Annotated in this window: 18 protein-coding genes; 9 read left to right on the top strand and 9 right to left on the bottom strand. The window is 37.9% G+C overall.

All coding sequences use genetic code 11. The annotated features are described in order from the left end of the window. Positions 1 to 2018 (top strand): porin family protein (locus tag AC1DND_RS04170; protein WP_477579359.1); only part of this gene is annotated, 2018 nt, incomplete at its 5' end. 18 nt (positions 2019 to 2036) lie between these two features. Here AC1DND_RS04170 and AC1DND_RS04175 read toward each other — a convergent pair. Continuing rightward, a complete protein-coding gene (locus tag AC1DND_RS04175) occupies positions 2037 to 3341 on the bottom strand; it encodes an amidohydrolase (protein WP_477579361.1) in 1305 nt (434 codons plus the stop codon). Between the two features lie 239 nt (positions 3342 to 3580). Beyond that, positions 3581 to 4093, bottom strand: a complete 513-nt coding sequence (locus AC1DND_RS04180; protein ID WP_477579363.1) for a hypothetical protein — start codon at positions 4091 to 4093, stop codon at positions 3581 to 3583. A 153-nt stretch (positions 4094 to 4246) separates the two neighbouring features. On the opposite strand from AC1DND_RS04180, the gene pgi reads away from it, so the two are divergent. The 6 genes from pgi (at position 4247) to AC1DND_RS04210 (ending at position 12167) form a co-directional block, all read left to right on the top strand. Continuing rightward, positions 4247 to 5893 (top strand): glucose-6-phosphate isomerase, encoded by a 1647-nt coding sequence (gene pgi, locus AC1DND_RS04185; RefSeq protein WP_477579365.1) that lies wholly within the window; start codon positions 4247 to 4249, stop codon positions 5891 to 5893. A 255-nt stretch (positions 5894 to 6148) separates the two neighbouring features. Then, positions 6149 to 7462: a M16 family metallopeptidase gene (locus tag AC1DND_RS04190; protein ID WP_477579366.1), complete on the top strand. Its 1314-nt coding sequence runs from the start codon at positions 6149 to 6151 to the stop codon at positions 7460 to 7462. Between the two features lie 33 nt (positions 7463 to 7495). Then, complete coding sequence (locus AC1DND_RS04195) at positions 7496 to 9370, top strand: M16 family metallopeptidase (RefSeq protein ID WP_477579368.1); 1875 nt, start codon at positions 7496 to 7498, stop codon at positions 9368 to 9370. 384 nt (positions 9371 to 9754) lie between these two features. After that, positions 9755 to 10123 carry a hypothetical protein gene (locus AC1DND_RS04200; protein WP_477579370.1) on the top strand — a complete coding sequence of 123 codons (369 nt, stop codon included), beginning with the start codon at positions 9755 to 9757 and terminating at the stop codon, positions 10121 to 10123. Positions 10124 to 10182: 59 nt separating this feature from the next. Beyond that, positions 10183 to 11679, top strand: coding sequence for a DUF5777 family beta-barrel protein (locus AC1DND_RS04205; protein WP_477579372.1), 1497 nt, complete (start codon positions 10183 to 10185; stop codon positions 11677 to 11679). A gap of 35 nt (positions 11680 to 11714) precedes the next feature. Next, a complete protein-coding gene (locus AC1DND_RS04210; protein ID WP_477579374.1) occupies positions 11715 to 12167 on the top strand; it encodes a QcrA and Rieske domain-containing protein in 453 nt (150 codons plus the stop codon). 61 nt (positions 12168 to 12228) lie between these two features. Here the strand turns inward: AC1DND_RS04210 and AC1DND_RS04215 are convergent, their stop codons facing one another. The 3 genes from AC1DND_RS04215 to AC1DND_RS04225 are packed head-to-tail and all read right to left on the bottom strand — an operon-like array spanning position 12229 to position 15462. Next, complete coding sequence (locus AC1DND_RS04215) at positions 12229 to 13371, bottom strand: ABC transporter permease (protein ID WP_477579376.1); 1143 nt, start codon at positions 13369 to 13371, stop codon at positions 12229 to 12231. Next, the gene (locus tag AC1DND_RS04220) at positions 13371 to 14507 is read right to left on the bottom strand and encodes a glycosyltransferase family 2 protein (RefSeq protein ID WP_477579378.1); all 1137 of its coding nucleotides are present in this window, start codon (positions 14505 to 14507) and stop codon (positions 13371 to 13373) included. The genes AC1DND_RS04215 and AC1DND_RS04220 overlap by 1 nt, the downstream gene beginning before the upstream one ends. Further along, positions 14485 to 15462: a lysylphosphatidylglycerol synthase domain-containing protein gene (locus AC1DND_RS04225; RefSeq protein ID WP_477579380.1), complete on the bottom strand. Its 978-nt coding sequence runs from the start codon at positions 15460 to 15462 to the stop codon at positions 14485 to 14487. Before AC1DND_RS04225 ends, AC1DND_RS04220 begins: the two co-directional genes overlap by 23 nt. A 41-nt stretch (positions 15463 to 15503) precedes the next feature. Between AC1DND_RS04225 and ruvC the strand changes: the two genes are divergently transcribed. Then, entirely contained in the window at positions 15504 to 16091 is a 588-nt protein-coding gene (gene ruvC / locus AC1DND_RS04230) for a crossover junction endodeoxyribonuclease RuvC (RefSeq protein ID WP_477579382.1), read from the top strand. Positions 16092 to 16270: 179 nt separating this feature from the next. Here the strand turns inward: ruvC and AC1DND_RS04235 are convergent, their stop codons facing one another. The 3 genes from AC1DND_RS04235 to AC1DND_RS04245 form a co-directional block, all read right to left on the bottom strand. After that, a complete protein-coding gene (locus AC1DND_RS04235; protein WP_477579383.1) occupies positions 16271 to 17158 on the bottom strand; it encodes a DUF4349 domain-containing protein in 888 nt (295 codons plus the stop codon). A gap of 585 nt (positions 17159 to 17743) precedes the next feature. Further along, positions 17744 to 17962: a hypothetical protein gene (locus tag AC1DND_RS04240; RefSeq protein WP_193424183.1), complete on the bottom strand. Its 219-nt coding sequence runs from the start codon at positions 17960 to 17962 to the stop codon at positions 17744 to 17746. A 57-nt stretch (positions 17963 to 18019) separates the two neighbouring features. Then, entirely contained in the window at positions 18020 to 18787 is a 768-nt protein-coding gene (locus AC1DND_RS04245) for a 5'-nucleotidase, lipoprotein e(P4) family (protein ID WP_477579385.1), read from the bottom strand. 175 nt (positions 18788 to 18962) lie between these two features. Between AC1DND_RS04245 and AC1DND_RS04250 the strand changes: the two genes are divergently transcribed. Continuing rightward, positions 18963 to 19610, top strand: coding sequence for a PKD domain-containing protein (locus tag AC1DND_RS04250; RefSeq protein WP_477579387.1), 648 nt, complete (start codon positions 18963 to 18965; stop codon positions 19608 to 19610). Between the two features lie 337 nt (positions 19611 to 19947). On the opposite strand, the gene atpG is transcribed toward AC1DND_RS04250, so the two are convergent. After that, positions 19948 to 20832 carry an ATP synthase F1 subunit gamma gene (gene atpG, locus AC1DND_RS04255; protein ID WP_477579389.1) on the bottom strand — a complete coding sequence of 295 codons (885 nt, stop codon included), beginning with the start codon at positions 20830 to 20832 and terminating at the stop codon, positions 19948 to 19950. Positions 20833 to 21008: the final 176 nt, after the last annotated feature.

Raw genomic sequence — 21008 nt, forward strand, 5'->3', positions numbered from 1 at the left:
GTATTATAGGGGCGAGCAACAACATTAATAAAACAGCCAACAGTATTAGATCGTTAACCGCCAATAGTACTTTTAAAGGACTAACTACCAATGTAGAGTATCAGCCCGATTTCAGGCAATCAGGCATAAACCAACCGAATATTGGTGGCGTAACTTTTACTTATAATTTTATTGAAAAGCCCACTTATGAGAAAAAAAGCACGTTAAATGCCAATTATTTTGTTCAAAACAAAAACAACGAAAATATATCGGATGCGAGAACTACAACTTCTATTAATGGTACCGATCAGATATTCGAGAACAATACCACCAGGGGAAATACAGCATCAACCAATCAGGCTTTTGATTCGAGTCTAGAATTTACTAAAAAGAACCACCGTTTAAACATTAACCAATGGATGTCTTTAAACAATGGTAGCTCAAACAACGATACACAAAGAAGTGCTTTTAACGGACAAAATGTGTTAACGAGTACCAACAACACCAAAGCACAAAATGATTTTAACGACAAAGGCTTTAGTCTTGGTATAAGGTATGGTCTCTCCAATTATATCACCAGAAAAGAACACCGTTTTAACGGTCTTAATGCAAATTATCGGCTATCAATAAATGATAATGACAACCAAAGATCGAATCTAACCTCGTTTAGATCTTTTGTAAACGCAGCCACCAATACCGATTACGATAGACGCTATGATACACAGCGCAAATCTTTTAACCAGACCCTATCGTTAGAACTACCCAATTTAAAATCGTTACTATTTGGATATAAAAATCTTGCTGGCTTCGATTTATCTTTAAACAACAATTTAGAACTTAATAATAGTAATGACCATAACCTGGTAGAAGATTTAAAAGCTAGTGCTTATGCTACAAATACCTATTTAAGCAATAACACCAAAACCAGTACTGTTGATGAAACCCCAGGCCTAACCCTAAGTAAATCTTTCCATAAGAGTTTATCAAACAGATTTAGTAAAAGTTTAAACATCGGGATCTCCGCGAAACAGCGTTTTATTTTTCAGGATAACAGATCGGATAAGGTGCAACAAAACATTAACCGAACCTATAACAGATTTGTTCCTGAAGTGAATATCAATTATAGCAATTATCAATATGGCGAATCTTATAACTCAGTATCATTAAACTATAGAACTAATATCACTATACCCAATTTACAACAACTAGCGCCTTTAACCGATAGTACCAATTTATACAATTTACAGCGGGGCAATCTTAAACTCAGGGAAGCTACTGACAGGTCCATCAGCTTTAACTTCGATCGTTCGGATCAGAAAAGCAAAAATACCTTAAATTATAACTTTAGTGTTTCGGCAGGCATAATTGATGATGCAATTGTTGATAGTATTTTTATAGACAGCCAAAATAAGCGTACGGCATACTTAGCCAATGCGAGTGGAAATAAGTATTTAAATGTTGATGGATATTTAAGAAAAGCTTTCAAATTGAAAACGACTGAATTGCAACTCAGTTTAAATGGAGGAATCAATATCGCCAAAAACCCAGGTTACTTAAACGACGTATTCAGTTTTTCAAATACTTTAAATACGAATGCGAAACTAAGTTTAAACTATACTTACAAGGATAAGTTTGCTACTGAAGTAGGGCAGGGTTTTAATACCTATCGGTCGGAACAGGAAGCCTTTAATACCAAATACAGCGGATTAAATTTAACGACGTCTTTAAGCAGTATTTATAATGTGACCAAAAAGTTTACCTTGAGCAGCAACATTAGCTTTAATTCCAGCAAATCGAACAGTGCCGCCAGTATTAATTTTGCCATCTGGAATGCCAGCGCGGTTTATCGCTTTCTTAAAGGAAATAATGCCGAGTTTAAGTTCTCTGCTATGGATCTACTTCATCAAAACACTAACATCATTAATTACGGTGGCGCTAACAGTTTTACTTTGGGCACACAAAATGTATTACAACAATACTTTATGGCAACTTTTTCATACTATCCTAGGCAGTTTGGTAAAAAGCCAGTGAAGAAATAAGATGATTTAATAATCATCTTATTTCTTCATCGACATATAATCTAAAGTAAGATTAGATAATAATTTAACCCCTAAAACAAAACCGCTTTCATCAAGATAAAAATCGGGTGTGTGGTGCGATGCTGCTTTTAAAGGATCTTTACCTTTTGGCATCCCTCCTAAAAACACAAATAAACCTGGTACTTTTTCCTGAAAGAAGGAGAAATCTTCTGCGCCTGTAACTGGTGGTTTTAATTTCACGTGATCCTTACCTGCCGTCGACTCCATGCTTGGCAACATCTTTTCGGTTAGCGCAATATTATTAAAAGTAACCGGATAATGGTTGCTATAGGGGATTTTGACTTCAGCTGTAGCTCCACCTGCCTCGGCCGTTTTGGTTACAATGGTTTTAATCCTTTCGATAAACATGGCCTCATCTTCCTTACTAAAGTTGCGTACTGTACCTAACATTTCTACCTTTTCGGGAATAATATTCGACCGTACACCGCCATTAATGGCGCCAATGGTAACTACACCCGGGTTTTCGGTCACATTTAAATTCCTACTTACTATCGTTTGCAGGCTATTAATAATCTGGGCCGAAACCACAACCGGATCGATACTGCTCCATGGATAAGCCCCATGTGCCTGGCGGCCGGTAACTGTAATCTTCATATCGTTTACTGCAGCCATTGTACCTCCCGGGCGATAAGTTACATCGCCAACTTCAGTTTGAGAATTGATGTGTAAACCGAAAATCACATCAACTTTAGGGTTTTCGAGTACGCCCTCCTTAATCATTAACGCTGCCCCGCCTTCATCTCCAGCAGGCACACCTTCCTCAGCGGGCTGAAATATAAATTTCACCGTCCCTTGAATATCTTTTTGCATAGAAGCCAGCACTTCCGCTACACCCATTAAAATAGCCACATGACTATCATGTCCACAGGCATGCATTACGCCAACCTCTTGTCCGTTATATTGTGTTTTCACTTTCGAGGCAAATGGAACGTCTACCCGCTCGGTAACAGGCAAACCATCCATATCGGCACGCAAAGCAACTACTGGTCCGGGCTTCCCTCCTTTTAGCACACCAACTACGCCTGTTTTGGCAACGCCTGTTTTTACTTGAATACCTAAAGATTCTAAATGTTTTGCAATAATACCAGCTGTTCTTACTTCAGTATTTCCCAATTCAGGATGTTCGTGAAAATCGCGCCTCCAGGTAATTACTTTTTGTTCGATGGCATCGGCCTTTTTCGAAACCAATGGTCTTAAATCTGATTTTTGGGCGAAAGAATTTAATGCCAGTAGCGAAAAACCAGTCAGGAATATTTTCTTCATAAATGAATTATTTAGTTTAGGTGCCCTAAGCTAAACAATTTTAAGGAGAGATGGGATTTGGTCTTACCTGAACAGATAACAACAGATTTCTGCAGGCATCGACGCAAAGGTTTCCAGAATGGACTTTAGGGTTGTCAACTTTAATGGGCAGGTTTGCTATTAAAAGTTGACAACTCTTCTCAAGTATATATTTTTACAGGTAGATCTGAAGGAAATGAATCCTAAAAATCAGTAAATGCTTAATTAAACATTCCCTTCAGCTTATCCATAATGCCGCCACCTCCCGCTTGGCCGGGCTGCTGCGCCTGCCCACCGCCATTAAACATTCCAATTACATCACTTACGTCAAATTTACCATCATCACCACCCAAACTTCCCAAAACATCTTTAATGTTAAAGGAGCTATCGTTCGGGTCGTTTGTTTTTTGGGTAAACTTGGCAATCAGGCCCGGAATAATGCTTGCTGCCAAAGATTTCGCCGTATCAGCATTAATGCCCAAGCCACTTAATTTATCGATAAAATTCCCCGAAGCCTGCTCAGCAACCTGGGTACCTTCTGCTTTATTACCGTTAAATATATCGGTTAATGCACCAATATTACCTGATGATACCTGATCTTTCAGCGTATCGAAGATAGAACCCGATGCAGCCTGGATTACTGCTTCATTTTGTTCGTTCGGAATGGCAGTGTTGTTTACAACGCTTTCCTGGACGTTTTCACGCACCATTTCATTTAAGTTTTCTAACATCATGTAGAATTTAAGGTTAAAATAATTGATGAACTAACAGGGATGGTGTATTAAAGTTACTATGTTTAATCGACATTAAAAATTCTTATTCATTTAGAACATTAAAAAGACCATTTTAAATTTTTGCTTTATTACTTTTACAAAAAAACAAAGATTATGTTACCTAAAGTAAATTTCACAGAAACTGAGGCCTACAAGTATTTAGCCGATCATTTTATAGATATTAACCAAAAAAGCATTAAAGATCTTTTTGCTGAGGATGCAGATCGTTTCAATAAGTTTTCTGTTTTTTTTGAAGATATTCTACTAGATTATAGCAAGAACCGCATCAGCGATGAAACATTAGCACTATTGATTCAATTGGCCCGTGAGTGTAAATTGGATGAAGCTATAAAATCAATGTACAACGGCGATAAAATTAATGAAACGGAAGACCGTTCGGTACTTCATATTGCCTTACGTAATTTAAGCAATACGCCAATTTTAGTTGACGGTAAAGATGTGATGCCGGAAGTAAATGCAGTACTGGCTAAAATGGAGAAATTCAGCAACAGCATCATTAGCGGCGAATGGAAAGGTTATACAGACAAGGCCATTACTGATGTGGTTAATATTGGTATCGGTGGGTCAGATTTAGGTCCGGTTATGGTTACCGAGGCACTAAAACATTATAAAAACCACTTAAACATTCACTTTGTTTCGAATATTGATGGCACACACATCGCCGAAACATTAGCAGATTTAAATGCCGAGACAACATTATTCTTAGTCGCATCAAAAACTTTTACTACACAAGAAACCATGACGAATGCACACTCTGCACGCTCTTGGTTTTTGGATAAAGGCGGAAAAGAAAGCGATATTGCCAAACACTTTGCCGCATTATCCACCAATGCTAAAGACGTTTCTGCTTTTGGCATCGATACAGAGAACATGTTTGAGTTTTGGGATTGGGTTGGTGGTCGTTATTCTTTATGGAGCGCTATCGGTTTATCCATCTCACTAAGTATAGGCTTCGATAATTTTAAACAATTGTTAGCTGGAGCTCATGCAACTGACAACCACTTTAAAACTGCCGAGTTTGAAAGCAACCTGCCTGTAATTTTAGGTTTGTTAGGCGTTTGGTATATCAATTTCTACAATGCAGAAACACAGGTTATTTTACCTTACGATCAATATATGCACCGTTTTGCTGCTTATTTCCAACAGGGAGATATGGAGAGCAATGGTAAACACGTAGATAGGAACGGTAATGAAGTTGATTATGAGACCGGACCGATTATCTGGGGTGAGCCCGGAACAAATGGCCAGCATGCCTTTTATCAGTTAATCCACCAGGGTACCAGAATTATCCCTGCCGATTTTATTGCTCCGGCACAGAGTTTAAATCCACTAGGCGATCATCATCCAATTTTACTGTCAAACTTCTTTGCACAAACAGAAGCTTTGATGAACGGTAAAACCGAAGAAGAAGTAACCGCTGAGTTAAAGAAAGAAGGCAAATCAGATTCAGAAATTGAAAAAATTGCGCCGTTTAAGGTATTTGAAGGCAATCGCCCAACAAATTCTATCTTATTGAAAAAAGTAACGCCATATACTTTGGGCAGTTTAGTTGCCATTTACGAACATAAAATATTTGTTCAGGGAATTATCTGGAACATCTTTAGTTTCGACCAGTGGGGGGTAGAACTTGGCAAGCAATTGGCCAAAAAAATTCTTCCAGAGCTGGAGGGCAGCGAAAAAATTTCGAGCCACGATAGCTCAACCAACGGCTTAATTAACCAATACAAGGCCTGGAGATAAAATATATTAAAAAAAGCGAGTGTAAATACTCGCTTTTTTTTGTTTAAATCCATAATTTAGGCCATCCTTATTATTCTTCACGCTAGTGAAAAATCCAAATTAACTTATTAATGAAATAGTTGCTCGCTTTCGCCTTTGATTATTTCTAATCATTTAAAAAAACTACTAATGAAACCATCATTAGCATGCTATTCATCATAACAAAAAAACATGCTAATGATAGCTTCATAATCATTAAAAAACAATTATAAACTTATGAAAAAAAGAATTCTTTTTGCTTTGGCCATTTCCGGTCTGTGCTTAAGTGCTTCTGCCCAAAAAGTACAGTTTACGGAATTTGACCTTGACAATGGCCTCCATGTCATTCTACACCAAGACAAAACCGCTCCAGTAGTTGCCGTTTCGGTAATGTATCATGTTGGTTCTAAAGATGAAGAAACCCAGCGTACAGGTTTTGCTCACTTTTTCGAACACTTATTATTCGAAGGTTCGGATAATATCAAAAAAGGTGAATTTATGAAATTAGTGAGTAGTAACGGCGGCCAGAACAATGCCAATACTTCTCAAGACCGTACTTTTTATTATGAACTTTTTCCATCAAACCAATTGGAACTGGGTTTATGGCTGGAAAGCGAAAGAATGTTACACCCGGTAATTAACGAAGGTGGGGTAAAAACACAAAATGAAGTAGTAAAAGAAGAGAAACGTTTACGTATAGACAACTCTCCTTACGGAAAATTTACAGAGAAAATTTTCGCTCATTTGTTTGATGGGCATCCTTACCGTTGGCAGCCAATTGGTTCAATGGAGCACTTAGATGCAGCAAAATTGAGCGAGTTTATTGCTTTCTTTAAAAAGTATTATGTGCCTAACAATGCGGTTTTAACCATTGCCGGCGATTTAGATATAGAGAAGACCAAAGCTTTAGTAAAATCATACTTTGCCGAAGTACCTAAAGGTGCACCAATTGTTCGTCAAGAATTCAAATTACCAGAAATTACCAAAGAAATTATCGATACTGCTTATGATGCCAACATTCAGATCCCGGCCATCTTCGCGGCTTACCGCGTACCGGGAATGAAGAGTAGAGAAAGCAAGGTTTTAGGTATGATCAGCTCTATTTTATCAGAAGGCGGAAGCTCGAGATTAAGCACTAAAATGGTCGATCAAAAGAAAACTGCCCTGCAGGTTGCTGCTTTTAACTATTCGCTTGAAGATTATGGCGCTTATATCACCTTAGCTTTACCCAATAAAAATACACCGCTTAACGATTTATTAAAAGATATTGATGAAGAAGTTTTACGTCTTCAAACCGATTTGATTAGCGAAAGTGATTATAAAAAACTGCAGAATAAATTCGAAAACAACTACGTAAGTGCAAACAGTAAAATGTTGGGTGTTGCCGAAAACCTGGCCGATGGTTATACTTTCCATGATAAGGATACAAACGATATCAATAAGGAATTAGAGGTAATCAGATCAATCACCCGCGAGGAGATCAGAGACGTTGCTAAAAAATACCTGAACAAAAACCAAAGAGTTGTATTGTATTACTTACCTAAGAAATAAGCTGATCGCTTTTTCATTTTAATTATTAAAAACATGAAGAAATTATTCATTATAGCTGCAGTTTCCTTATTGGCTCAAGGTATTTCAGCACAAACAATAGATCGAAGCCACAAACCAAARCCAGGTCCACAATTTGACGAAGCGGTAGATCAGCTTGGTGCTGATGTAAGTGCAGGGGCATATGGGGGCTCAACTTCTGCTTTAACCCGTTATTTTCCTGAGGCATTTGCTTTAATGGCGGAGAGTATCCGTAAACCTGCTTTTCCTGCAGAATCTTTCGAAAAACTAAAATCGCAAACCATTACTGGATTAAAATCTAACGAAAAAAGTGCAAAAGCCATTTCAGCACGTGTGGTAAATGCATTGGCTTATGGTAAAAACCATCCTTATGGAGAGTTTGAAACGGAGGCTTCTATTACAGGCATTACTTTAGACGATGTAAAAGCAGCTTATAAGAAATACATTACCCCATCTAGAGGTTATTTAACTTTTGTAGGTGATATTAAACCAGAAGCAGCAAAAGCTTTGGCAGAGAAAGCCTTTGGCGATTGGAAAGGAACTGCCTTAACTTTACCAGTACTTACTAAAGTTGCTAATCCTGCCAAAACAGAAGTTGACATCATTAATGTGAGCAATGCTGTTCAATCTGAAATTACAGTTGTGAACTTAATCGACCTGCCAATGAGCAGCCCAGATTATTTCCCGATTTTATTGGCAAACCAGATTTTAGGTGGTGGCTCTGAATCGAGATTATTTGATAACCTCCGCGAGAAACATGGCTTTACTTATGGTGCATATTCAAGCACAGGCTCAGGCCGTTTCCAATCTAAATTTTCGGCCAATGCAGCCGTTAGAAACGAAAAAGTTGACAGTGCAGTGGTGGAATTTTTAAGAGAAATTAACACGATCCGCACTACAAAGGTAACTGCTGATGAATTACAGAACGCGAAAAATCTTTTCAACGGATCGTTTGCATTAGGCTTAGAAAATCCGGCACGAACTGCAGGTTTTGCGAGTAATATCTTAATTAATAACTTACCAAAGGATTTTTACCGCACTTATTTACAAAAGATTAATGCCGTAACAACCGATGATATTTTAAGGGTAACCAAAAAATACTTTAACCACGATAATACTCGCATTGTTATTGTGGGTAAAACTGATGCGTTTGCGGCAGGCTTAACTAAGGTAGGTTTTAAAACACAGGCTTATGATAACTATGCGAATGCGGTTAAAGCAACCGAAGCTACTGCTGTACCAACAGCTGCTCCTGCAGAAATTATCAAAAACTACATTAAAGCCATTGGCGGTGAAGAAGCCATTAAAAAAATTACTTCATTACAGCAAAGTGGCGAAATGGAAATGCAAGGTCAAAAGCTTACGGTTACCATTAAAAACATGGCGCCTAACTTAAGCAGCGTGGAGATTTCTATGGGCGGCCAAACCGTGATGAAACAGGTTTATAATGGCAAAACGGGCTATGCGATGCAAATGGGCCAAAAGGCTGAATTAACTGGCGATGACCTGGCTGAAAAGAAAGATGATAAAGGTTACGGTAGTCAAATTTACTACGCAACTGATGGAACGAAAATTGAAGCGGCCGGAACTGCAAAGGTAGGTACTGCTGATGCATTTAAATTGAATATCATTTCACCATCGGGCAAAAAGAAAACTGAATACTACGATACCAAATCGGGTTTACTTTTAAAAGATGAAAGTACCACGACCAAAGGTGGGGCTGAAATTAGTCAATCTACAGAATATTCGAACTACAAGAAAGTTGGCGATGTATTATTTCCGTTTACCTTAACTCAATCGGCGGCAACCCCACAAGGTTCTCAGGAGTTTTCAGTTGTAATTAAAGACATTAAAATTAATCCTCCATTAAAAGCCGAAGATTTTAATTAGGTTTTAGATACAATTTATCTCGAAATCCGCCCCGATTTAAAATCGGGGCGGATTTTTTTTGTATTTTTTTTTATTGCAGGCAACCAATTGCAAAAAGTGCACGTAACGACTAAGATTTCAATAAAAATTATTTAAAAACCTATGGTTATTACAAAAACAGCGATAGTTTTCAAATAAACAAAACATAAATCTTAAAAAATTCGGATATGGTTGCAAAAAAACAAGTTATCGCAATTATATTTGCGGCATTTCTGATTATGTTATGCCTATCGATAAAAGCAAAAAACAATGCGGCTATTGCCGCAAAAATTTCAATTGCACTGCCCAACAATCAGAGATGATAGAAATGAATCTACCACTAATTTTAATCTTAACTAAATACCTATGAAAAAACAAAATTCAATCTTTTTATTCGCCGCAATTACTGCCCTGCTTTTTGCCTGCTCTAAAAAACAAGCAGAGGAATTAAAACCTGAAACTCCACCACCTACTGGCCCAACAACTGTAACTACAGCAAATGTAACTTACACTAATTTTACCGGAGCATTGTTTCAAACCAAATGTGGAGGTTGCCATGGTGCTAATGGTGGTGCGAAGGGTTTCTGGCTTTTTAATGGCATTTCATCAGCAAAAGAGGTGCGTGTAAACAATGCCATATTTGTTACCAAAACAATGCCTAAAGGCAATAATACCATATCGGAGAGCGATAAGGCACTGTTAAAAGCATGGTTTGATAAAGGTATGCCAGAATAATCAATAAAAATTAACGCTAAATCCAAATGGTTCCACTAAAAATTTAAATAAATACACCAATGCAAAGACTATTTTTCACCTTAATAGCCTTGTTTTTATGCACAGGCGTAAAAGCACAGATATGGGTAAGTAAAAGCGTAAATTCTTCATTTTTTTCTTCGACACCTGTAGAGGATATAGATGCACAGAGCAAAACAGGGGCTTCGGCTCTCAATATCAAAACCAACGATATCATTTTCAAGGTCAACAATACTTCTTATCAGTTTAAGAAAAAACTGATGCAAGAACATTTTAACGAGAATTATATCGAAAGCGACAAATATCCGACTTCAGATTTTAAAGGAAAAATTATAGAACAGATTGATTTTTCGAAACCTGGAACCTATCCGATCACGGTGAAAGGCAATCTACAGATCCATGGGGTTAGCAAAGAATATCAAGCCAAAGGTTCACTGGTGATTACAACTGATGAAATAAAGGCCACTTCAGCTTTTAACGTAAAGCTTGCTGATCACGACATCAAAATCCCAACAATTGTTTTCAAACAAATTGCCGAAACCATACAGGTAAAAATGACGGCTACTTATCAACCTAAAAAAYAAAACCTTATGAAATATCATCTAAAATCACTTTTATACTTGTTTGCCCTTTGTTTACCAATAGTTGCTTCTGCACAGGATTCGCTCGAAAATGCATTGCAGATGCCTGTAGAAAAAAAGAATGTAAAGGCCACATTTAAAGCAACCAAACTCATTAACATACAAACCAATGAAACCATTTACAAAAATGAGATGGATTTCAGGGTAGATCACCGGTTTGGAGACATTGCCGGATCTGGTGGCGGAATTAAAAACTTTTTCGGTCTGGATCAATCTACCGACATCCGCATTGGTTTTGAATATGGAATCAGCGATAAACTTTCTGTAGGCTTAGCCAGGGCAAAAGGCGCCGGAGTTGTAACACAATTGTATGAAGGAAACTTAAAATATCGGTTACTGGAACAAACAGATGATGAAAAAGTACCCGTAGCGGTAACATTGTTTGGCAGTACAACCATTGCAGCCGTAAAAGCTTCAACTGATCCGACAGCGGTGAATGCTTACAGCAAATTTCAAGATCGTTTGACCTATGTGGTGCAAGCGGTAATTGCCCGTAAATTTAATTCGAACTTCTCGATGCTGGTCATGCCATCGTACGTACACCGCAACTTTACTGTTTTTGGAGATCAGAACGATATGCTTGCACTGTCTGTTGGTGGGCGTATTAAGATCACTAAACGGATGGCTTTTGTTGCCGATTATACCATTCCATTCAGAGATAAAGATAAAAAAGCCTACCTCGAAAACACCTTGGGAACGCAATATTATAAGACACTTGGTGCCGGACTGGAGTTTGAAACTGGCGGTCATATTTTCCACCTTAATTTCACCAATGCCACGGCCATACAGGAATCGCAATTTATTACCGATACCAATACCTCTTGGCTGAAGGGACAATACCGTTGGGGTTTTAGTATTGCCCGAAGGTTCTCTTTCGATAAGAAGAAAGCAAAGTAGATCAAATTCAACCAAAAATAAAAACCTAAACAATTATGGAACGTAACGAATTTATCAAATCATTGGGGCTGGGTGTTGCCATGGTTTGCACCGGCGCTTGCTTTTCTGCTTGCGGTAAAAAGAGTGATGCCCCAGAACCCGACAAACCTAATGGTGGTGGTGTTCCTTCGGGTACTACCGCAAGTGTGGATCTGAGTACGCAATTACTAACCGTTGGCGCATCTATCACTGTAAACAGCATATTGTTTATTCGTATCGCAACAGCGAATGCCAGCACCTCGTTTGTGGCCACACAAGCAGTTTGCCCACACCAGGGCGGTGCATTGAGTTTTATCCAGGCCAGCAATTACATTCAATGTGGCCTGCATAGTTCGCGTTATACCACTTCGGGTAGCATTTTGGCCCAACCAAATGATGGTGGCACCACGAGTGTGCTAAAAGTTTATCCGCTTACTGTTTCAGGAAACACACTGACTGCCACAGCATAAGTTTTTGTTTTTAAGGGTAAAGCAGTATCATAATTGGTACTGCTTTTTTTTATGACAATGATTAAACAGTTACATTCTGTCCTTTTACATCAAATGCATCGCGTAAGCCTATGGCCAGCACATTAAAGGCATAAACAGTAAACATAATGGCTAAACCGGGCAAAACAGCTAAGTAGGCTGCATCCATAATGATATAACCATAATGTTCTTTAATCATGCTCCCCCAGCTTGGCATAGGTGGTTGAGCGCCAAAGCCTAAAAAGCTTAACCCTGTTTCCAGCAATATGGCTGAGGCAAAATTTGATGAGGCAACAACTAAAATTGGCCCCGCGATGTTCGGTAGTATATGTTTGATAATGGTTCTGCTCGTGCTAAAGCCCAAGGCTCTTGCGGCCTCTACAAATTCGACTTCTTTTAAAGCCATTACCTGCCCGCGTACCAACCTTGCTACATCGACCCAGGTTGATAAGCCTACCGCAATAAAAATCTGCCAAAAACCCTTGCCTAAAGCGAATGATATGGCGATTACCAACAGTAACGAGGGCAGTGACCAAACTACGTTCATAAACCAACTGATGGCTGCGTCTACGCGACCACCAAAATAGCCAGCAATGGCTCCTAAACTCACGCCTATAAAAAGAGAGATGAGCACGGCCATTAAACCTACAGATAACGAAACTCTGATACCTAAAATCAACCGGCTTAATAAATCACGTCCGTAAATATCTGTGCCTAAAATATAAGTCTTTTTATAAATGCTATTTTTTTCAAAAAGCGCCTGCGGGCTCCCTATTTTGGAGGGTACTACGCAAGAAGGGCACAAATCTTTAAGTTCATACTTCGTTTCCCTGGCTTTTTCATCATCACCAATATATTCCTGTACAAAAACATTTTTATCTTTTATCTTGTAAGAAGTAATCGGGATACTTTTAAAAGTTGGTGTTTGCCCGTTTAACATTCTTTCGAAAAAGTTAAGCTTTTCTACTTTCGGGCTCCTACTGATAATTAAAAACGTAAATGTACTTCCGGGTTTCTTTTTGTTTAACTGGAGAATCTGAACGTTCGCATTTGGAGAATCATCAGGCATAATTAAATAACCCAAAATACCCATTACCATCAAAAGTAAAATAAAGACCAATCCGCCGAAGGCAAATTTATTCCGTTTAAACTTTAACCATACTTTTTTTGATGGGCTATTATCCATTATCTAACCATTCTGCCTTTCYAATTGTATTTGCCACTGTTTCCAGCAATGCCGATGTACACCATATAAAGTACGTGCAGTACATTTAAAACCGGGATTAAAATGAGTAAACTGCGCCTTTTTGCAAAGCCAGTTACATCCCATAAAAATAAGGTTTCTAAAATCATTTTAACCAATAGTTGATAAAATGTGATGGTCAAAAAACCCGGAATAAAAAGCCCGGTGATAAAGTTTGCCAGAATAGTGAGGTTAAAGATCCAAATCAGAACCCCTAAAACGATAATGGCCTTATTTTTATAACGGGTACTTTTAGAAGCCCAACGTTTGCGTTGCTGAATAAATGCGCCCAAGGTTTCTTTTGCATGCGTATATACAATGGCTTCTCTATTTTTGAGAAAACCGATCTGATCAGGATACTTGGCAGCAATTTTATGTAATAGTAGCTCATCATCACCTGAAGCCAGGTCATCTATGCCCTGAAAGCCACCAACTTCATAAAAGGTTGTTTTCTCGTAAGCTAAATTTGCTCCGTTACAGGTAGAGGGTTCCTTATTGCCAATAGTAGACGCCCCCAAGCCGATCAGGTATAGAAACTCTAACGACTGCAGGCGCTCAAAGAAACTTTTCTCCTGAAAATAGGCTACTGGAGAGGAGATCATTTTATAATTTTTCTGCTCATATAGGTTTACAATGGTAGCCAGCCAATCTGCGCCCATCCTGCAATCGGCATCAGTAGTGATAATCAGATCGCCAGAACAAGTCCCTATTGCAGTTTGTATAGCCTTTTTTTTGTATGAATTCAGGGCCCTATCTTCATTCAGCTTAATCAGTTTCACATTCCGGTCTGCATAACTTAACACAATTTCTGCCGTACGATCGGTAGAATGGTCATCGATAATAATAATTTCGGTTAAAACCTTAGGGTATCGCTGTGCAACCAGGTCATCAATGGTTTTGGTGATATTAGCTTCCTCATCCCTTGCGGCAACAATGATAGAAACTTTGGTTTGAGGATCGGACTTTTGTGGTGTAAAATAAACCAGGTTATGCCATCCTCTGATAAAATTAAGGACTAAAAAACCATAGATTAAGGTTAAAGCAGCAGATACTAGACTAATTAGATTTAAGATTTCCAAAAAAATTGAGTTTAAAAACGAAATAAGTGCCTAAGATAGCAGGAATTATAATATTTATGAGCCAAATACTTGCAGTACATGCAATAACAGCCACATGTTGATCAGTTACGTGTTTAAATAATTCAACAGCAGTAACACTCCTGATACCCACATCAAAAAGATCAAGTGACGGTAATGCCGATTGTACCAAAAATAGCAAACAGGTCATCATGATGATATCTGCATAATGCAAACCTGGCACCAACCATACAAACAAGATGAAGTATTGCGAGCTAAACACCAAATAGCGAACAAAACAATAGATTATGATTTTGAATAGTTCCCTTTTTCGGTACCTCGCTAAAATGCTGTAAAATTTCTTGTATTTCCTGGTAAATTTAAATGAAAGCAAAATGCCATTTAACCATCGGATGTTAAAGTAGAAGATCAGGAAAAACAGGCAGAAAAATACCGCGAGAAATACCATGGCGATAAAAAGTACACGGTCGATAGGAATAAAACGATAAACAAAAAAACAGGCTGCAATGGCTCCAAAGACATTCGTTAATACCAGTTGACCAATGCTGCCCACACTCATGGCCACTATGCCCACAATCCTTCTTTTAGGTGACAGGAAAAATACCCTTCCTCCATACTCTCCTAGCCTGTTGGGTGTAAAAATGGCCAGTGTTAATCCGCAAAATACCGATTCGATAGCGCGATAAAAACTGATAGGTTCGATGTGGCTCATGAGGTATTTCCATTTTCCCGCCTCCAAAAACCAATTCACAAACATCAATAACACCACGATACCAATTACCGTAATAATTTCTGTTTGAGGGATATTTTTTAATAATGTACTGAAATCGTGCAGATTTTTATTCGCAACGAGCTTATGGTAAATAAACCAAAAAGCAAATATTACGATTGCAGCTTTGATGAAGATTGATAATATTTTTTTGTTCTTGCCTGTCAAGATTATCTTTTTAGTTTGCAAATATGCTTAATATTGCTGTAATGTTGAACGAAAAAAAGGAGCGGGTTATTATGGGCATTGATCCAGGCACAGCGGTGATGGGTTATGGCGTAATTTTAGAGAAGGGAAATAAAACAGAACTGATCAGTTTAGGGGTGGTAAAGATGACCCATTTGGATGATCCTTTTCTTAAGCTTCAGCGGATATTCGAAAAAACAGTGATTTTGATCGATCAGTACAAACCTGATGTTCTGGCCATCGAAGCACCGTTTTATGGAAAAAACATTCAGGTATTGTTAAAACTGGGTCGCGCCCAGGGTATTGCCATTGCGGCTGCACTCTCCAGAAATATCTCGGTAACCGAATATTCTCCACGTAAGATCAAACAATCCATTACCGGCAGCGGAAATGCCACTAAAGAGCAAGTGGCAGCCATGTTGCAACGCTTGTTAAATTTTAAAGAAACGCCAGAGTTTTTAGATGCTACTGATGGGTTGGCTGTAGCCGTTTGCCATTCTTTTCAAAAAATTACCTCAGGAGGGAAATCCAAAACCTATTCGGGCTGGGAATCTTTTGTAAGTGATAACAAAACCAAGGTTAAAGGTTTAGTGGTTAAAGCAAAGAAATAAATATCGGTTGGTGAATCACCAACCGAAGGAGAGCGAATAACGATGATAGGTCACGAGGTATCGTCATTCCCAACTTGATTGGGAATCCTAATGCTATAAACTTTAAGATTCCCGCCTGCGCGGGAATGACGATCGATTATTTAATCTGTCATTGGTAGCGTAGTTGAAGGAATAGATTCTTACTGCCTAGCCTGATCAATCATATTTTTAGTCGCTTCATCCATTGCTAATTTATTCTTACGAATAAAATATTTTATAGTGAAGAAGATTGCAATACCTACTAATATCAACATCCATAAATTTGAAATTGCGATGATGATTTCTTTAAAAATTGTCCAACCATTTACAATACCCAACCAAAGTCTGTTAATAAATGCCGGACGGTAGTCGTACAGATTGTCATTGGCAACAATCATTGTTTTAACGGTGTTATCCTGATAAAAATTAAGGGTAATGGTACTGAATTTTACACGGCTATCGATTTGCATATTCTCGATTTTCCTATCTACATAATCGTCTTTGATATAAAGAGATGATTCGACATTGGCACTTTTTTTTGAGGCTACTTTATTGATCTTTTCGATCGCATCGACTCGGTTCTGTGCCTTTAGTTTATTGGCTAAATAAGCAATGCTTTGATCGTCCATCTTCATCGATTGGTTATCTACAAAAACAGCCATTTTTGCGATGGTATTGGTAAATTCGTCTAGTTTATCAGATGGAACCTTAGCCACCAGATAACCTTGCGTACGATAGGAGGTAATTTCTTTTAACGAATCAGTAGATTGTTTAACCTTATCGGTTTCCTGGATGGAGCTTTCAATAGAAAACTCAGCCACCGTACCTCCTTCCGCTTTAATGGCTTTGCTGAGCTGTTCTTTGGTGTTTTGAACATTTTTAACCCTAAAACGCATATCAGCAGTTTTAATAATTTTTTCGGCTGGCAACTCTACTGTAGCAGTAGTATCTGCCATACTTTCTTTGTCAGTACTGGCGTAATCTTTTTTTTCGGCGTTACAGCCAAATAGGGCCAAAATTATGGCTATAGCAATAATATTCCTTTTCATGATTGTGTGTTTTTAAATAAATAATCATTTTAAATATTTGCTTCAAATGGCCATAAGAAGTGCAGCGTTTTGGTTAGCTTTTAACGCTGTGTTTCCCTTAATACCAGAATTATATTTAGGTAACCCAATACTGAGTTTAGCCTAGTAAGAAGGGAGTTTGGAAGGGTTTTTCGGTTATTATAAACCTCGCAGGTTTTGAAAACCTGCGAGGTTTGCCTAGCGTCTTTAATATGTGTCTTTTTTGAAAAGCAGGTTACTGTGTACATCGGTTCCGAAAGCCCTGCCATCCGCTTTACCGCTCTGCGTTCGGTGCCCGCTCCTGTCAGGTTTAAATTACTTAGGCAGACCTTTCTATCCTAAACCCGACAGTCGCGATAGCCCCTGATTCTTCATCAGGGCTAAAGCAAATGGCGGGACTGCTGTAACCTAAATGCTTCTGAATTTGCTTTTCAAAAAAGAAAGTAATATTATTCTAATGGCCTCAATGAGGGCTGCAGGACTTAAAATCTGATGGATTTGTGCCTATAAACAAAAAAGCCGATCATGAATGAACATGACCGGCTTTATATCTTGATCGCAATTGGCTTATGCGTCTAATATTTTAAATACACCTTTAATGGCAATAATTGCACCGATGAACAAAACAATCCAGGATGCTAAAGATACTTGCCACGAATCGTAAGCGAAACGCGCGTAAGTACCCACCATGCAAACCAGTACACCAAAAATTATTAATTTATAAATTCCTGGCTGGTTAGCCGTTTTCATACTTTCTGTATTGTGCTTTAATTCGTTGTTCTCCATAATGTTTATTTTTATGATGCTGCAAAAGTAATACTTATTGCTGAATAATTATAAAACTTAATAACTTTTTAATCGTTCTAATCTTTGTTTCGCTTTATCCTTATCACTAAGTTTTTCTCCCTGATACAAAGGCTTTTCCCAATCTCCGTACATTGGGTTTGGCAACACGATATACTTTGTGCCAAACAGGTGTTGATTTGTGTTTACCTGTTCAAAGGTATTTTTATTTTCACGATAAAAAATATTGCTGAAATCGCTTAAATTATCGCCACATAACAAGAGAATATTATGCGTTTCAGTAATTTTTTGGCGGCGCGGTTCTTTATTTGATGTTCCTTTCGAAACCACTAAATGCGCATCATCTGCATATGGAAAGCCAAAGCTTTGAAGGTTTTTCAATGTTGCGGTATAATCCTTTTCATTGCGGTTACTTACATAAAATGTTTCGATATGCCTTGATGCGGCAAACTTTAAAAAAGCCAAAGCCCCCGGAACAGTATCAGCTTTAGCCAGGTCTGTCCATTCGGTCCAGTCTTCGGGAATATAACTTAGTCCTTTTTTTATTTCATGTCCCTGAAAAGCCGAGTTGTCCAAAACCGTCTCGTCTATATCAACAATCACACAATTTGGCTTTTTGCTGGTATCTGCCCATAAAGCATCTTTTAATGATAAACGGGCAAAGTTATAAGCCTGAAAGCATAGTGCTCTATACTCGCCCGAAGTTTGCTGCCAAAGTACCGCATTGGTATAATCTCTCGCTGGATTTTGAGCTGCAGCAACAAGTGGTAGCAGAAACGATATAACGATAAGCAGGTGTTTTTTCATGATTTGAAATTAATGCCCAAAGATATTAAACTCCTGTGATGCGGCATTCATTAAACATCATTAAATCATGTCTCAATAAATTCAGGGTAAAAAATCGCGAATAATTTAATCGATTAAATTTTTAGTTATAGTAAATTTATTAGCTTTGAATACACACAAATAAAATCATTTTATTATGAAATCTAAAAGCCTACTAGGGATAGCTATTGCCCTATTTTTCCTTGCTGCATGCAAGAAACAATCAAATCCAGAAATCGGCACAACCGAAATTAGTACAACCGATTTTAACATTGACAAAAAATCATTGTATTTAACGCAAAAAATTGAGCTTAATGCAAAAGATGCAACTGCAGGCAGCAATTATATTTGGAATTACGGCGATGGAACTATTGAAACCAAAGGAAGTAAAACTGCACATCAGTACAAGACTTCTGGCATTTTCGAAGTGACTTTGACCGTTTACAACAAGACTAGTAAGATCAAAGTAAGGATACTTCCGGGGGATATCAGTTACCAAATTAAAAACAACAGCGCTTTCGATCTGGATCTGAATTCTTATGTAAACCTACCTGCTAATACAGTGAGATCAGTATTAAAGCCCAATGGGCTCTCTGATACTATTTATGTTAAATTACAGGCTACAGGAAATTTATTGCAGCTTACAAACATTAGTGGCATTGTGAAAGGAAAAGCTTTTCGTTTTGATGATATGTTCTGGCAAAAAGATTCTATGCATAACATCCTCTCAGTAAATAACGATACTAAAATTCAGCTTGGCGCACATGGGGAACTAGGAATTAGTTCTACACTTGGGAATTTATAACAATCGGTATAAAACACAAAGCCCGTTCCTAACCGAGGCGGGCTTTGTGTTTATAAAAATTTTAACTGTTTGAAAAGTTTCTGCTACCGCTTACGATAAGGCTAATGTTTCTGCTTCAGTATAAGCTTATTTACAGTTAGAGGATTTTAATTTTGCCCCTTTCACTTAGATTCAGGGGTCAAAGATTATTGCTTCTTTTTTTCAATAATCCATAAAAAACATAATAATTTTGGATTACAGACTGTATTAACAACAAAAAACCCATTCCAATTAAGAAATGGGTTTTGTATTTTATATAACCAATACTGCTAACTCAGAACTGTGAGCTGCAAACTAATTATCCGTTCAATGCTGCTGCACCACTCACAATCTCAGTTAACTCAGTTGTAATTGCTGCCTGGCGTGCCTGGTTGTATGAAAGTTTTAAGGCTTTCAATAATTCTCCAGCGTTTTCAGTTGCTTTATCCATTGATGTCATACGTGCACCGTGCTCAGAAGCATGAGAATCTAAAACGGCTTTGTATAACTGAATTTTAACTGATTTAGGGATCAACTGTCCTACAATCTCTTCTTGCGAAGGCTCTAGAATGTAATCAACATTGGTCGTTTTACTTTCAACCTTTGTTCCTTCTGCTTTTGGTAAAGGCAACAATTGCTCAGTTGTAATAAACTGAACCGCTGCATTTTTAAAACGATTGTAAACAACCTCCACTTTATCGAACTCACCTTTAACAAAACCGGCCATAATCGCATCGGTAATTTTGGTTACGTTTTCGAAAGTTAAAGCAGCGTATACTTCGTTATTATTACCAATTACGTTATAATTACGTTTTTCGTAAAAATCCTGAGTTTTCTTACCGATAGAAATAATGCTTACATTACCGTTTTTCAACTGTTCGCTATATTTCTCAGCAATTAAATTGTTGGCCGCTTTAATCACGTTCATGTTAAAAGCACCAGCCAAACCACGGTTTGATGATACTGTTACAATTAAAACCTTATTAGGTTCACGCTCTTGTATAAAAGGCGATGAAGACCCTTCTAAACTTGCTGATAGATTACCTAAAATCTCTTTCAGTTTAGTTGCATAAGGACGTAAAGCGATAATTGCATTGGTAGCACGTTTCAACTTAGCTGCCGAAACCATTTTCATAGCCTTGGTAATCTGCTGCGTTGATTGTACCGATGCAATCCGGTTTCTTACTTCTTTTAAATTAGCCATTCTTTATTTAGATGTGAGATGTGAGATATAAGATGTGAGACGTTTCCGGCCCAATCTCAAATCTCAAATCTCATGTCTCAAATCTTATTAATATTTACTTGAAATCTCTTTTGCTACTGTATCTAAAACACCTGTAATGGTATCGTCTAATTTACCAGCTTTTAATGCCGCTAAAG

It is taken from the genome of Pedobacter sp. 01N416 (assembly GCF_056399685.1).